The 14,618-nt window shown below is 70.2% G+C and carries 14 protein-coding genes; 10 read left to right on the top strand and 4 right to left on the bottom strand.

Going from position 1 to position 14,618, the window contains the following annotated elements:
* Window positions 1-91: 91 nt before the first annotated feature.
* Window positions 92-865 (bottom strand): hypothetical protein, encoded by a 774-nt coding sequence (locus ADK67_RS08690; protein WP_157620015.1) that lies wholly within the window; start codon window positions 863-865, stop codon window positions 92-94.
* Between the two features lie 303 nt (window positions 866-1,168).
* Between ADK67_RS08690 and ADK67_RS08685 the strand changes: the two genes are divergently transcribed.
* The 10 genes from ADK67_RS08685 to ADK67_RS08640 all read left to right on the top strand — a co-directional run bounded on the left by ADK67_RS08685 (window position 1,169) and on the right by ADK67_RS08640 (window position 11,587).
* A complete protein-coding gene (locus ADK67_RS08685) occupies window positions 1,169-1,657 on the top strand; it encodes a CarD family transcriptional regulator (RefSeq protein WP_012782996.1) in 489 nt (162 codons plus the stop codon).
* 32 nt (window positions 1,658-1,689) lie between these two features.
* Window positions 1,690-2,400, top strand: a complete 711-nt coding sequence (gene ispD, locus ADK67_RS08680; protein ID WP_053715875.1) for a 2-C-methyl-D-erythritol 4-phosphate cytidylyltransferase — start codon at window positions 1,690-1,692, stop codon at window positions 2,398-2,400.
* Window positions 2,397-2,870, top strand: coding sequence for a 2-C-methyl-D-erythritol 2,4-cyclodiphosphate synthase (gene ispF, locus ADK67_RS08675; protein ID WP_231648077.1), 474 nt, complete (start codon window positions 2,397-2,399; stop codon window positions 2,868-2,870). The genes ispD and ispF overlap by 4 nt, the downstream gene beginning before the upstream one ends.
* A gap of 5 nt (window positions 2,871-2,875) precedes the next feature.
* The gene (locus ADK67_RS08670; protein WP_053715874.1) at window positions 2,876-3,271 is read left to right on the top strand and encodes a PPOX class F420-dependent oxidoreductase; all 396 of its coding nucleotides are present in this window, start codon (window positions 2,876-2,878) and stop codon (window positions 3,269-3,271) included.
* Between the two features lie 91 nt (window positions 3,272-3,362).
* On the top strand, window positions 3,363-3,974 hold the full coding sequence (locus ADK67_RS08665) for an HAD family hydrolase (RefSeq protein ID WP_053715873.1): 612 nt from the start codon (window positions 3,363-3,365) through the stop codon (window positions 3,972-3,974).
* A 45-nt stretch (window positions 3,975-4,019) separates the two neighbouring features.
* Window positions 4,020-5,411 carry a cysteine--tRNA ligase gene (cysS, locus tag ADK67_RS08660; protein WP_053715872.1) on the top strand — a complete coding sequence of 464 codons (1,392 nt, stop codon included), beginning with the start codon at window positions 4,020-4,022 and terminating at the stop codon, window positions 5,409-5,411.
* Window positions 5,412-5,415: 4 nt separating this feature from the next.
* A complete protein-coding gene (rlmB, locus tag ADK67_RS08655; RefSeq protein WP_053715871.1) occupies window positions 5,416-6,384 on the top strand; it encodes a 23S rRNA (guanosine(2251)-2'-O)-methyltransferase RlmB in 969 nt (322 codons plus the stop codon).
* A 489-nt stretch (window positions 6,385-6,873) separates the two neighbouring features.
* Window positions 6,874-8,295, top strand: coding sequence for an MBOAT family O-acyltransferase (locus tag ADK67_RS08650; protein WP_053715870.1), 1,422 nt, complete (start codon window positions 6,874-6,876; stop codon window positions 8,293-8,295).
* Window positions 8,296-8,654: 359 nt separating this feature from the next.
* Window positions 8,655-9,878: an MFS transporter gene (locus tag ADK67_RS08645; RefSeq protein WP_053715869.1), complete on the top strand. Its 1,224-nt coding sequence runs from the start codon at window positions 8,655-8,657 to the stop codon at window positions 9,876-9,878.
* A gap of 293 nt (window positions 9,879-10,171) precedes the next feature.
* Window positions 10,172-11,587 (top strand): GGDEF domain-containing protein, encoded by a 1,416-nt coding sequence (locus ADK67_RS08640; protein WP_231648076.1) that lies wholly within the window; start codon window positions 10,172-10,174, stop codon window positions 11,585-11,587.
* A gap of 326 nt (window positions 11,588-11,913) precedes the next feature.
* On the opposite strand, the gene ADK67_RS08635 is transcribed toward ADK67_RS08640, so the two are convergent.
* From ADK67_RS08635 to ADK67_RS08625, 3 genes are read right to left on the bottom strand one after another with little or no spacing between them, the layout of a single operon-like run.
* Window positions 11,914-12,744, bottom strand: a complete 831-nt coding sequence (locus ADK67_RS08635) for a metal ABC transporter permease (RefSeq protein WP_053715867.1) — start codon at window positions 12,742-12,744, stop codon at window positions 11,914-11,916.
* Window positions 12,744-13,577 carry a metal ABC transporter ATP-binding protein gene (locus ADK67_RS08630; RefSeq protein ID WP_053715866.1) on the bottom strand — a complete coding sequence of 278 codons (834 nt, stop codon included), beginning with the start codon at window positions 13,575-13,577 and terminating at the stop codon, window positions 12,744-12,746. The genes ADK67_RS08635 and ADK67_RS08630 overlap by 1 nt, the downstream gene beginning before the upstream one ends.
* The gene (locus tag ADK67_RS08625) at window positions 13,574-14,518 is read right to left on the bottom strand and encodes a metal ABC transporter solute-binding protein, Zn/Mn family (protein ID WP_157620014.1); all 945 of its coding nucleotides are present in this window, start codon (window positions 14,516-14,518) and stop codon (window positions 13,574-13,576) included. Before ADK67_RS08625 ends, ADK67_RS08630 begins: the two co-directional genes overlap by 4 nt.
* Window positions 14,519-14,618 lie beyond the last annotated feature (100 nt).

Genomic DNA, 14,618 nt, shown 5'->3' with positions numbered 1-14,618 from the left:
ACCGCCGACCCCCGACGACACGCCTCCACGACAAAGGTCCCCACCCAAACCTGGGCGGGGACCTCTGCGCAGCTTGCGGTGCCGGATGCTCTCAGTGCTCCGAAGGAGCGTCCTGCCTCGGCTCCGGAGTGGCGCCGATCGGCAGCTCCAGCGTCACTTCACCGGCCTGCTCGAACAGGAACGTGACCCGGATCGTCTCACCCGGCCGGAGCGGCTTCTTCAACCCCTTCAACACGATCTTCACCACACCGGGCTCCGTCGGATCCGCGGACGACGGCAACTTCGTCCCCGTCGTCGGCGGGCCCGACACCGACGTGCCGCTACCCGACGTCGCCGTACCCGTCGTAGTAGTCGTCGTCACCGAACCAGATGGCGTGGTGGTCGTCGCGGTCGTGGTCGACGCGTGCGAGTCCGAGGACCCGTGCGAGTCCGACGGCGAGGACGACGCCGCCGACTTGGTCGTCGTCGTCGCGTGGCTCCCCGTGTCGCCCTGCTCCGCTTCGCCGACAACCGCCGACGACGGCTCCAACCGCGTGTCACCGGTGATCTCGGCCGGCGCGGAGAACTCGCTGGTCACACCCAGCAGCTTGTCCACACCGGTGCCGTTGTTGGCGATCACGACCACGATCGGCGCGTCGTCGCCCTCTTCGTAGGAGCCGTGCGCGACCGGGAACAGGAACTGCGCGTCACGGACGGCGATGTCTCCCACCTGCCCGTTGGCCCCGTTGACGACGGCCACCTGGGTGTCCGTCTGCGTGACCTGACCTGCGCTGCAACCTGCGGCGGCCAAGCCGAGGCCGGTCGCCAGGGCGGCCACGACGGCCAGGCGGCGCGGCGCTGGTGACTTCTGGAGTGCGCGACCCACGGCTGCTCGGATCCCTTCCCGGTGTGCTGACGAGGCGGGTCGTACCCGGTAGTAGCGGGTCCGACCACCAGTCCAGGAGCCTAACCGGGTGCCCTCGGACCTGCGGCATGTGGTGCCCCACAGCGCCTCACACCCCACGTCCGCACGTCCACAGTGGAGCAAGATCGACCTCGGGCGTTGCATGCGACCGGGTGATTTGTCAACCCCCCACGCGGCCCTGACCAGCGCTAACTGATCTCAACAGGCCGATGAGGGGATTGCTCGGCGTGTTAGGATGGGGTTAGCGAAAGGGGCAGAGGACACATGGTTTTCAAGGTCGGAGAGACCGTCGTCTACCCGCACCACGGTGCCGCTCTCATCGAAGCAATCGAGACCCGTGTGATCAAGGGCGAGGAGAAGAAGTACCTCGTCCTCAAGGTTGCCCAAGGCGACCTCACGGTTCGCGTCCCCGCCGACAACGCCGAGATCGTGGGCGTTCGTGACGTCGTCGGCCAGGAGGGTCTTGACAAGGTCTTCGAGGTCTTGCGTGCTCCCCACACGGAGGAGCCGACCAACTGGTCCCGGCGGTACAAGGCCAACCTCGAGAAGCTCGCGTCCGGTGACGTGAACAAGGTGGCCGAAGTGGTGCGCGACCTCTGGCGGCGCGAGAAGGATCGCGGACTGTCCGCTGGTGAGAAGCGGATGCTGGCGAAGGCTCGACAGATACTGGTTAGCGAACTGGCGCTGGCCGAGGGCACCGACGAGGACAAGGCTGAGGTCCTCCTCGACGAGGTCCTGGCTACCGCGTCCTGATCGTTCCACCCACCATCTCGGAAACCGCGAACATGGGTGTGGTCGCGCTCGTGCCCGCGGCGGGCCGGGGTGAGCGGTTGGGCTATGGCATGCCCAAAGCGCTCGTACCGGTCGACGGCGTTCCGCTGCTCGTGCGTGCGGTGCGCGGCCTGTTCGACTCCGGTCGCGTGCGGCACGTGGTGATCGCCGCGCCGCCGTCCGATGTGGACGTTGTGAGTACCGTCACCGCCCCGTTGGCCCCAGCCGACGGGGCGGTGCACGTCGTGGCCGGGGGCGCCGAGAGGTCGGACTCGGTGCGCCTGGCCCTAACGTACGCCTTGCGTGAGATCCCCGACACTTCGATCGTGCTCGTTCACGACGCGGCCCGCGCGTTCACGCCGCCCGCCGTCGTCAGTGCCGTCGTGGACGCCGTCGCCGCAGGTCACCCGGCTGTCATCCCGGTGCTGCCGGTCGCGGACACGGTCAAGCAGGTCGACGCCGACGGCGTGGTGGTCGCCACACCGGACCGCGCGGCGTTGCGCGTCGTGCAGACACCCCAGGGCTTCGACGCGGCCGTGCTGCTGCGCGCGCACGAGGTCGCGCACGAAGCCGGCCTGGGCGCCACGGACGACGCGGGCCTGGTCGAACGGCTCGGCGTGCCGGTCGTCACCGTGCCCGGGCACCCCGACGCCATGAAGATCACCACGAAGTTCGACCTGGCCGTGGCCGAGGCGCTGCTGGTCGGCACCGGAGGAGCACCGTGATCCCCAGGGTGGGCATCGGCACCGACGTCCACCAGGTGGAACGCGGCCGGGAGTGCTGGCTGGCGGGCTTGCGCTGGGACGACGCCGACGGCTGCGCCGGCCACTCGGACGGTGACGTGGCCGCGCACGCGCTGTGCGACGCGTTGCTGTCCGCCGCCGGGCTCGGCGACCTGGGCGCGGTGTTCGGCACGAGCGATCCGCGCTGGTCCGGGCGGCACGGCGTGGAGTTCCTCGCCGAGGCACGTCGCCTGGTCGAGGAGGCCGGCTACCGGGTCGGCAACGCCGCCGTGCAGGTCATCGGCAACGCGCCGAAGATCGGCAAGCGCCGTGACGAGGCGCAGCGGGTGCTGTCGGAAGCGGTCGGCGGCCCGGTGTCGGTCAGCGGCACGACCACCGACGGCCTGGGGTTGACCGGACGCGGCGAGGGCATCGCCGCCGTGGCCACCGCGTTGATCGTCCCGCTAGCCTGAGCCGCATGGCGGTCACCCTCAGCGCGGCGACGCGCGCCCTGGTCGACGGGAAGAACTTCGCCGTGATGGCGACGCTGAACCCGGACGGCAGCCCCCAGACATCGGTGGTGTGGGTCACCCGCGACGGCGACGACCTGTTGTTCTCGACGCTGCGCCAGCGCGCCAAGGCCCGCAACCTGGTGCGCGACCCGCGGGCCAGCGTGAGCGTGTGGAGCGACGAGGACCCGGAGCGTTACGCGGAGATCCGCGGCACCGTGACCGTCGTGGAGGACGAGGGCCTCGCGGTGATGAACACCTTGGCGCGGAAGTACTACGGCCGCGACTTCTCCCAGCCCGGACCGGGCCAGGTGCGCGTGGTGCTGCGCCTGACGCCGACGAAGGTCACCGGCAACGCCGCCTGACACCGGCGGCGCTACTCCGGTCTGGTGAGGCTGTTCACTGTCTGCGGGATAGACGAGACCTCCGATGTCCGAACCACGTAACGTGCGTTATGTGACGATCCGCGCCGTGCTCTTCGACTTCTCCGGCACCCTGTTCCGCTTGGAGCACGACTCGCTGGCCGCCCACGCCGGCCTGATGCGCGCGCTCACCGCGCCCGTCGGCCTGGCGGACGGGCTGGACATCGACCCGGCGCAGTGGGAACGCCGCGACCTCGACCCCGACGCGCACCGCGACATGCACCTCGCCGTGCTGGCGAAGGCGGGCGCGAAGGACCCGGCCAAGTTCTACGCCGACCTGTGCAGCCCGCCGTTCTGGCAGCCGTACCCGGACACCGCGCAGGCGCTGGGCACCGAGCTGCCGACCGCGGTCGTCAGCAACATCGCGTGGGACATCTCCGCCGTCTTCGCCCGTCACGGCGTCGAGAACCGGGTGGACGAGTTCGTGCTCTCCTACCAGGAGGGCTTCGTCAAGCCGGACCCGAAGATCTTCCGCATCGCCTGCGACCGGCTCGGCGTGCACCCCACCGAGGCGCTCATGATCGGCGACAGCGCCGAGGCCGACGGCGGCGCGGCGGCGGTCGGCTGCCAGGTCGAGATCGTCGAGCCGCTGCCGACCGGCAGCCGCCCGGAGGCGCTCCTGCAGGTGCTCCGCAAGCACATCTGACCGGGCGATTCAACCCCGCCTGGTCACCGCCCGTACCATCTTCACGTGAGCCTCCACCTCTTCGACACCGCGACCCGGTCCATGCGGGAGTTCATCCCGCAGGTCAGCGGAACGGCGTCGATCTACGTCTGTGGGGCCACGGTGCAGGGCGTTCCGCACATCGGGCACGTGCGCAGCGGCCTCAACTTCGACGTGCTGCGGCGCTGGCTGGGCCGTGACGGCTCGACCGTGCGGCTGGTGCGCAACGTCACGGACATCGACGACAAGATCCTCACCAAGGCCGCCGAGCACGGCGCCGAGTGGTGGGAGTGGGCCTACCAGCACGAACGGGCGTTCGACGACGCCTACGACGTGCTGGGCTGCCTGCCCGCGTCGTACTCGCCGCGCGCGACGGGCCACGTCACGCAGATGGTCGAGCTGATGGACCGGCTGATCGAGAAGGGCCACGCGTACGCCTCCGACGGCGACGTGTACTTCTCCGTGACGTCGTTCCCGGAGTACGGCGCGCTGTCCGGGCAGAAGCTGGACGAGGTGCACCAGGGCGAGTCCGCCGCCACGGGCAAGCGCGACCCGCGCGACTTCACGCTGTGGAAGGCGGCGAAGCCGGGCGAGCCGTCGTGGCCGACGCCGTGGGGTCCGGGCCGGCCCGGGTGGCACCTGGAGTGCTCGGCGATGGCGACCGCGTACCTCGGTGGGACGTTCGACATCCACGGCGGCGGCATCGACCTGATCTTCCCGCACCACGAGAACGAGCAGGCGCAGTCGCGGGCGGCCGGCGACGGCTTCTCCCGGTACTGGATGCACAACGCCTGGGTGACGCTCAGCGGCGAGAAGATGTCGAAGTCGCTGGGCAACACGGTGTCGATCCCGGCGATGCTGGAGCAGGTCCGCGCCCCCGAACTCCGCTACTACCTGGTCGGCCCGCACTACCGCTCGACGATCGAGTACTCGCCCGAGGCGTTGGACGAGTCGGTGTCGGCCTACCGGCGGATCGAGTCGTTCCTGCGGCGCGTGGTCGAGCGCACGGGCGCCGTGAGCGCGGACGGCGAGCTGTCGCCCGCGTTCGTGGCGTCGATGGACGACGACATGGGCACACCCGGCGCGTTGGCCGCGATCCACAAGCGGGTGCGCGAGGGCAACACGGCTCTGGAGTCCGGTGACGACCTGGGCGCGCGTGCCGCCGCCGAGTCGGTGCGGGCGATGACCGGCGTGCTCGGGTTGGACCCGCTGTCGCCGCTGTGGCACGACGCCGCGGCGGGCGGCGCGGGCAGACGCGCGTTGGGCGCGCTGGTGGAGCGACTGCTGGAAGAGCGGTCGCAGGCCCGCAAGGACAGGGATTTCGCGCGCGCGGACGCGCTGCGCGATCACCTGCTGCTGGCCGGTATCGCCGTCGAGGACACCCCCGACGGTCCGTTGTGGACGTTGAAGGACGACTGAGCTCGTGGCTGGTAACTCCAAGCGCCGGGGCGCCATGCGCAACCCCGGCTCCAAGAAGGGCGCGGTCGTCGGTTCCGGCGGGCAGAAGTCGAAGGGCCTGCAGGGCAAGGGCCCCACCCCGAAGGCGACCGAACGACCGAACCACCCCGCGTACAAGCGCGCGAACGCCGCGGCAAAGGCCGAGCAGGTGCGTTCCCAGCGCCGCAAGGCCGCCGAGAACGGCCCGGAAACCGTGGCCGGCCGCAACCCGGTGGTCGAGTGCCTGCGCGCCGGCATCCCGGCGACGGCGCTGTACGTGGCGCTGGGCATCGACGCGGACGACCGGGTCGCCGAGGCGGTGCAACTGGCGGCCACCCGCGGCATCTCCGTGCTTGAGGTCCAGCGCGGCGAACTGGACCGCATCACCGGCGGCGCCATGCACCAGGGCCTCGGCCTCCAGGTGCCGCCCTACGAGTACGCCGAACCCCGCGACCTGCTCAAGATCGCGAACCAATCCGGCCTACCCCCCCTCCTGGTGGCCCTGGACGGCGTCACCGACCCCCGCAACCTCGGCGCCGTCGTGCGCTCGGCAGCGGCCTTCGGCGCCCACGGCGTCGTCCTTCCCCAACGCCGCTCCGCAGGCATCACCGCCGTCGCCTGGCGAACCAGCGCGGGCACCGCCGCCCGGATGCCGATCGCCATCGCCACCAACCTGACCCGCCAGCTCAAGGAGTGGGCCGACGCAGGCCTGATGATCATCGGCCTGGACGCTGACGGCGACGTCGACGTCGACGGCCTCGACCTGGCCACCGGCCCCCTAGTGGTCGTCGTGGGCTCCGAAGGCCGCGGCCTCTCCCGCCTGGTCAAGGAAACGTGCGACCAAACGGTCTCCATCCCCATGGCCGCCGGCGTCGAATCCCTGAACGCCTCCGTCGCCGCAGGCGTCGTCCTAGCCGAAATCGCCCGCCGCCGCCGCCTCGACATCCGCGGCTAAACCCCCCACACCACCACTCCCCCGTTCACACACCACCACGCCCTCCCTCACAAAGGGAGGGCTTCGTGTCATCCCGCCGACCTGGCTGTGCCCTACCGCGCGTGTCAAGGGGGCTGTGGGTCCAATACCCGCGGCTTGCACTGTTGGCTGCCCCCTTGACGCGGGTGGTAGCCCGGAGGGAGGTCGGTGGGATGACACGAAACCCGCACCACAACGGACCCGCCACAGAACCAGGCAGTCGAGGTCATCCTGCTGATCTGCCCGTCCGGCGAGGACGCTTTTGATCTTTTGCCTCCGCGCCACGACCACGCGAACGTTGAACTCACGCACCGCGAACGTAGGACTCTCGCGCTCTCGAGCGCTGAACTCACCCGACCCGAGCGTTCGACACGCGGGACCCGAGCGTTCGACACGCGGGCGGTGTGAGGTGGGACGGTTTGTGGGTGATCCGGACCGGCGGGGCGTGACCGGCGGATAAGGTCTGCGGCGATGTCCTTCGCCAGCCCGCTGTTCCTGTGGTTCTTCCTCCCGGTCGTGCTCGCGACCGTCCTCGTCACGCCCAGGAACTGGCGCAACGGCGTCGTCGCCGTGGCGAGCCTCCTCTTCTACGTCTCCGGCGCCGGCGGCACGACCCTGCTGCTCCTCGCCGTCATGGCGGTCAACTACCTGGCCGGACGACGCCTGGAACCGGGCTCCCCGGGCGACCGCAGGCTGGTCCTGGTCGGCTCGATCGCGCTCAACCTCGGCGTGCTGGTGATCTGGAAGTACGCCGGGTTCGCCACCGGCCAGCTGCACGACATCGCCGCCGTCGTCGGCGCCGACCTGCCGGTGGTCGAGCTCGCGCTCCCGATCGGCATCTCGTTCTACACGTTCCACCACATCTCGTACGTGGTCGACGTGTACCGGGGCGAACGACCGGCGCTGCGCGAGCCCGTCGCGTTCGTCACCTACATCGCGATGTTCCCGCAGCTCGTGGCCGGCCCGATCGTGCGGTTCCGCGAGATCGCCGACCAGCTGCCGCAGCCGCGCCTGCACCGCTGGGACGACGTGGCGGCCGGTTTCCCCCGGTTCGCCCTCGGCCTGTGCAAGAAGGTGATCATCGCCGACTCGCTCGCGCCGATGGTGGACGCCTGCTTCGCCACCCCGGCCGACGAGATGACCACGTCCATCGCCTGGCTCGGCGCGATCGGCTACACGCTCCAGCTCTACTTCGACTTCTCCGGCTACTCCGACATGGCCATCGGCCTGGGCCGGATGCTGGGCTTCCGGCTGCCGGAGAACTTCGCCCGCCCGTACTCCTCGGTCACGATCACCGAGTTCTGGCGCCGCTGGCACATGTCGCTGTCGCGCTGGTTCCGCGACTACGTGTACATCCCGCTCGGCGGCAACCGCGGCGGCGTGTTGCAGACTTACCGGAACCTGTCGATCGTTTTCGTGCTCACCGGTTTCTGGCACGGCGCCAACTGGACGTTCCTGGTGTGGGGTTTGTTCCACGGCGGCCTGCTCGTCCTGGAGCGCCGTTTCGGCTGGGATTCGGGTCCGGTCACTACGCGTACCCGAATTGCCCGCCGGGTCTTGACCATGCTGCTGGTGGTAATCGGCTGGGTGTTCTTCCGCTCCGCCGATCTGGGTACGGCGTTCACAATCATCGGGCACATGTTGTTGCCGGATTTCGGCGGGTTGACGGACGCGGTGGCCTCCGCGGCGACCAATCAGCGGATTGTGCTGCTGGTGCTGGCGCTGGCGATTGTCGCGATGCCCGATCACCCGGTGAGCGGGCCTTACCTGGAGTCTTCCCGGGACAAGATCGCCACCGCGGCCAGGGTCTCGCTGATGACGATCGGCATCGGCTACGCGGCCATCCTGGTGGCGAGCGGCACGTTCAGCCCGTTCCTCTACTACCAGTTCTGAAGATCGACTGGCGGTCGATGTTCAACAATTGACCCATCGACCGGCAGGGGTCGGCGGCGGGCGCAGGAACGCGCTGACCCGGTCGGACCAGCCCCGCCGTACCCAATGGGGGTGGCGGTCGACGTAGGGTAGGCGAGGATTGCTCACGCCGTGTCACCTACCGTCAACTGTCAAGAATAAGTGGGCGATTTTTCGCCGTTGTAACTACTTTATGTAACCGACCTGCTCCGTTCGGGTACACAGTGTGGTAGGACAGAGATTGCACATCCGGCAGCTTCTACCGTGCTAACCGAGGGAATTGTTACTTCGGGTGGGGGTAACGTGACTCACTCATCGGGGCCGACCAACCTGGGGGAGTTGTGACTTCCGGGGGGACCATCCGCGCGCTCGTGGGCAACCGCGAGTTCCGCGGCATGTGGATCGGCTCGACGGTGTCCACCGTCGGCGATCAACTCGCCGCGGTCGCGCTCTCCCTCCTGGTGTTCGAGCGCACCCAGTCCGCCGCGTGGACCGCCCTCACCTGGTCGTTGACGCTGTTCCCGCCGCTGGTCTCGGGTCCGCTGCTCGGCTGGGTCGCGGACCGGTTCCCCCGCCGCACGGTGATGGTGTGGTGCGCGTGGCTGCAAGCCGCGCTGGTGGCGCTGATGGCCATTCCCGGCGCGCCGCTGTGGCTGATGATCGTGCTGCTGGTCGTGGTGCTGATGATCTCGTCGCCGTTCCTGGCGGCGCAGGAGGCGAGCCTGCCCCACGTGCTGCCGGACAAGCGCTACGACGACGGCGTGGCGCTGTTCGGCACGTCGGTGGACGTCGCCCAGATGGTCGGCCTGGCCGCCGCGGGGTTCCTCGTCACGAACGCGGGCGCCAACGTCGCGCTCGCCATCGACGCGGCCTCGTTCGTGTGGGTGGCGATCCTGGTGCAGCTGTCGGTCAAGCACCGTCCGGCGGCCGACCCGCGCGGCACGAAGCGGGACCCCGAAGGCCCCAAGGGAGCGTTCACGCTCCTGGTCACCGAACCGCGGCTGCGCAGCCTGATGGGCATGCGCCTGCTGGCCGGGCTCGCGATGGTCCCGGAGGGACTCGCCGTGCCCCTGGCGGCGAGTCTGGACGCGGTGTGGGCCGTCGGCCTGATCCTGGCCATCGAGCCCGCCGCCAACGTCCTCGGCGTGGCCGTGCTGTTCCGGGTGGTGCGCGATCCCGCGAAACGCGAGCGGCTGATCGGCCCGCTCGCCATACTGTCCTTGGCCCCACTGGTCATGTTCGCGTTGAACCCGAACCTGACCTGGACCATCGTGCTACTGGTGATCGCCGGTATGGCCGGTGCGTACCACACGCCCGCTCGCTCGGCGTGGATGCGCATCCTGCCCGACGCCTACCGCGGTCGCGCGTACGGCATCGGCCGTGCCGCTCTGCGCTCGTCGCAGGGCGGCGGGATGGCGTTGGCCGGTGTCGTGGCGCACTCGATCGGCTCGGTGACCGCGACGATCGCGGGTGCAGGCGGCATCGGGCTGTTGCTCGCCACGCAGGCGACCGTAGCCTGGCGACGGGCCCGCACCCGGAACGATCCGAAGGCGGTGGCGATCTGAAACGGACTCATCACATATCGCGATTGTCAAACATGAAGGACCCCTCGGCTGCGGCCCGCTAGCCCGCGGGCACGTACGGTGAACATTCGGTCCGGGATGGAGGGAGCGGCTCACATGTCGCGGTTGCGCATGGCGAACACCTCCTCAGTGCGCATCTCGGGCACGGACGTGCCGCTGCGAACGGCGTTCGCCACGCGGCGCCGGGCAGAGGGTAGGGGGTCGTGGTGAAGAACAGTTTGACTGACCAGAAGACATCTGGGGCAGTCGGCCGGCCCTCGATTCGCAACTGGGATGTGTGGTCGTTGCGACCGGCCGCGCTGGTGTACTTCTTCTTCATCGAATCGGCGGTAGCGGCTGCCGCCATTTGGCTGCTCACCGGCCTCGACTCGGTCTCCAACGCCGACTGGCTCAGATTCGGCGCGGTGATGTTCGCCATCACCGTGCACCTCATGATCGTGCGGCGGGCCGAGGAGTCGCGCCGCAACGAGTCGGCCGGTCCGCACATCGACCTGACGTCGGTCTGGACGTTCGCCGCCGCCATCGCGCTGCCGGGCGCGCTGGCCGTGCTCGCCACGGTCTGGATGCGGATCCTGATCCAGCCGATCGCGCGACGCCAGCCGTACCGGTTCGTGTTCAGCTCCGCGAGCATCCTCGGCGGCACCATGCTGGCCTGGGCGGTGGTGCACCTGTCCGGGACGTCGCTGCTGGCCACCGGCAGCATCCCGACCGACCTGGGCCTCGTGCTGGTGCTCATTGTGGCCGGGGTGGTCAACTGGGGCGCGCAGGGCATGAACATCGCCATCGCGTTGAAGATCGTCACCCCGCACACCCGCATCCAGGAGTTCCTGGGCTCGCGCGCGGACAACATGCTGGAGCTGAGCACGCTCGGTGCCGGCGCCATGCTCGGCATGCTGATGACCACCCACTGGGTGGGTCCGCTGCTGCTGGTGTTCCCGGTGATCCTGGTGAACGCGCTGCTCTACCACGCGGCGCAGCGGCGGGCGCACCTCGAACGGCTGCTGCGCGAGCAGGAGCAGCTCCAGGCGCGGCTGGCCGAGGACGCGCACACCGACTACCGGACCGGCCTGCTCAACACCAACGGCCTGGCCGAGTACGCGGGCAGGCTCACCGACCGGTGCCGCCACGACAACCAGCCGGTGACCGTGCTGGCCATCGACCTGGACCACTTCAAGCGGATCAACGACACCTGGGGCCACCCGGCGGGCAACGCCGTGCTGGCCGAGGTGGGCCGGATCCTGCGGGAGAAGCTGCGGCCGGGCGACGTGGCCGGGCGCGACGGCGGCGAGGAGTTCGTCGTGGTGCTCGCCGACACGGGCCTGGCCCAGGGCACGGCCATCGCCGAACGGGTGCGCGAGGCGATCGGCCAGATGTCCGTGATGACCACCGACAAGCACCGCAACACCGTGACCCTGCGCGGGCGGAACCTGCCGCTGACGCCGGACGGGCCGGAGGTGCGCGCCATCTCGGCGTCCATCGGCGTGGCCGTGCTGCCGGACAACGGCGACTGCCTGATGGACGCGCAGCACTGCGCGGACGCGGCGCTCTACGCGGCCAAGGAGAACGGGCGCAACCAGGTGCGGGTCGCCGGCGGCGAGATCCGGCTGCTGCCCGCGCCTCGGGGCGACCAGCCGGTGGCCGAGGGCGCCACCCCCGACCAGGCGGGCGCCGAGGTCACGCGGACCGCGTAAGTCCCCGCGGTCGGGCACGCGACCGCTGCCCGGAGTGCGGGCGTGGCGTCCGCACCGGCCCACCGCACGAGGCTTCAGAGCAGGAAGACCCAGGGCACGAAGACCCAGAGCAGGCAGTCCCGGAGCACAGGTCCTCAGGGCGCAGCGCCTCAGGGCACAGCGCCTCAGGGCACAGCGATCACCGTCACCGCGGTCGCGGTGGTCGGCCGACGTGGTCGTCGTGCTGCGCATGGCACCCGTTGTCTCCGCGCGGCCCGGATCCCGCGACCGGGCCTCTGGTGCCCCCTCGAACCACGATTACCCACTCGCGGCACGTCCCAAACGTGTTACTGCACTCTTTCTCGCTTGCCGCTCATCAACCGGCAGACCAGGTAGATCAGGAACGACACCGCGGTGACGAACGCGCTCACCGGCATGCCGGGCGCGAGCGACAGGATCATCCCGCCCAGCACGGACACCTCGGCGAACACCACGGCCAGCACGGTGGCCCGCACCGGGCTCGCGGTGACCCTGGTCGCCGCCGCCGCGGGCGTGATCATCAGCGACAGCACGAGCAGCGCGCCCACCAGCTGCACGCTCAACGCCGTCGCCACGCCCACCAGCACCGCGAACACCACCGACAACGTCCGCACCGGCACACCGCGCGCCACGGCCACGGCGGCGTCCACGCTGGCGAAGTGCAGCGGCCGGTAGATGACCGCCAGCACCGCCAGCACGGCCACCGACGCGCCGATGAGCAGCCACAGGTCGGTCGACCCGACGCTGACCACCTGACCGGTCAGCAGGCCGAACTTGTTCGCCGCACGCCCGTTGTAGAGGGCCAGGAACAGCACGCCCAGGCCGAGGCCGAACGCCAGGATCGCCCCGATCACCGAGTCGCGGTCCGAGTCGCGCGTGCTGAGCAGGCCCAGGAGCAGCGCGGCGACGACCGACCCGGCCAGCGCGCCGTACCCGACGCCGATCCCGATCAGCAGGGCCGCCGCGCCGCCGGTGAACGCCAGCTCGCTCGTGCCGTGCACGGCGAACGCCATCTTGCGGGTCACCACGAGCGGGCCGAGCAGTCCCGCCACCAGCCCGAGCACGGCGCCCGCGATGAGCATCGGCTGGACGTAGCCCAGCAGCTCCAGCGTCAGCCCGACGTCGAAGAAGTTCTCCATCAGCCCTCATCCGCCACGTGGTGCGGCTCGTCCTCGCACACGTGCTGCGCGCCGACCACGTGGATCTGGTCGCGCACGCGGACCACCTCGACGTTCGTGCGGTACAGCTCGGTCAACGTCCGCGAGGTCATCACCTCGGCGGGCGCGCCGATCCGGAACCGGCCGTCGACCAGGTACAGCACCCGGTCGACCAGCGGCAGGATCGGGTTGATCTCGTGGGTCACGAACAGCACGGCCGTGCCCGCGGCCCGGCGCCGGGCGTCGATCAGGTCGCTGACCACGCGCTGGTGCGCGAGGTCCAGCGAGAGCAGCGGCTCGTCGCACAGCAGCACCTCCGGGTCGCCGACCAGGGCCTGCGCCACCCGCAGCCGCTGCTGCTCGCCGCCGGAGAGCAGGCCGACGGGCTCGTCGGCGTACCTCGTCGCGCCGACGGACTCCAGCGCGGCGTCCACGGCGGCCCGGCGTTCGCGGCGGGTGCGCCAGCCGACGCCCCAGCCGTGCCCGTCCAGGCCGAAACCGACCAGGTCACGGCCGCGCAGCGCGAGGCTGGAGTCGATCGCCCGCTGCTGCGGGACGTAGCCGATGCGCCGGTTGCCGCCGGCGACGCGGACCGTGCCCGAGGACAGCGGCTGCAGGCCGAGCAGCACCCGGATGAGGCTGGTCTTGCCCGAGCCGTTCGGCCCGAGCACGGCCACGAACTCGCCGGGCGCGACGTCCAGGTCCAGCCCGTCCCACAGCACGCGGTCGCCGTAGGACAGCCGCGCGCCGCGCAACGCGACCGCCGCACGCGTGGAGCGGTCCGCCACCTGAGCCGTCTTGCCCGAGAGCGTCATGCGCCGAGCGCTCCCACCAGCGAGTCGACCTGCTTCGTCATCCAATCAAGGTAACCCGTGACGCCCTCCGGCAGCGTCTCGGTCACCTCGGCGATCGGCACGCCCGCCGTCTTGGCCTGGTCGACGACCTGCTGCGTGCCGGCGTTCTCCGTCTGCGCGTTGTTGACCAGCGCGGCGACCTGCTTCTGCTCGATCAGGCGGGTGACGTCGGCGAGCGCGGCGGCGGGGATGTCGGTCTCGTTCTCCACGGCCTCGCTGAACGACTCGGGCGTGACGTCCTCGACGCCCGCGGTGTCGAGCAGGTAGTGCGCCACCGGCTCGGTCGCCACGACCTTCTTGCCCGCGCCCTTGCCCGCGACGCGCTGCTCCAGCTCGGTGAGCTTGGTGGTGAAGTCCTTGGCGTTGGCGTCGAAGGTCGCCTTCTTGTCGGGCGCGATCGCGCCGAGGTCGGCGGCGGCCTGGTCGGCGACCTTGCGGACGGTCTCGAAGTCGTACCAGACGTGCTCGTTGACCGCGTGGTCGTGGCCCTCCTCGCCCTCCGGCTCGGCGGACGTCTCGGGCTCCTCGTGCCCGGAGGCCTTGCCGGACACCGGGAACGCCTCGATCTTCTTGGCGCCCTCGGTCTCGGGGCCGAGCAGGGTGGCGAAGAAGTCGTCGTAGCCGCCGCCGTTGAAGATGACGAGCTTGGCGTCGCGCACCGCGGCCAGGTCGGACGGCTTGCTCTCGTAGGAGTGCGGGTCGCCGGACGGGTCGTCGATGATGGCGCTGACCTGCACGGCGTCGCCGCCGACGGCCTTGACGACGCTGCCCCACACGTTGGTGGAGGCGACGACCTTGATCGCGCCGTCGTTCGCGGCGGGGGTGTTCTGGGCACCGCAAGCGGTGAGGGCGACGGCGGTCGCGGCGGCTACCGCGCCGAGCAACACGTTGCGGACGGTCATCAGAGCACTCCTCGACAGGCGGACAGACAGGCAATGGAAACCGTTGTCGAGTTCAGTTTAGAACGCTGCGCTACCGACACGTCCACCGACCGGGTGTTTT

The sequence above is a fragment of the Saccharothrix sp. NRRL B-16348 genome, from assembly GCF_001280085.1.
In the GTDB taxonomy this organism is placed as follows: Bacteria; Actinomycetota; Actinomycetes; order Mycobacteriales; family Pseudonocardiaceae; genus Actinosynnema.
Note: the sequence above shows the minus strand (reverse complement) of the source record. Positions and strands in the feature narration are given on the sequence as shown.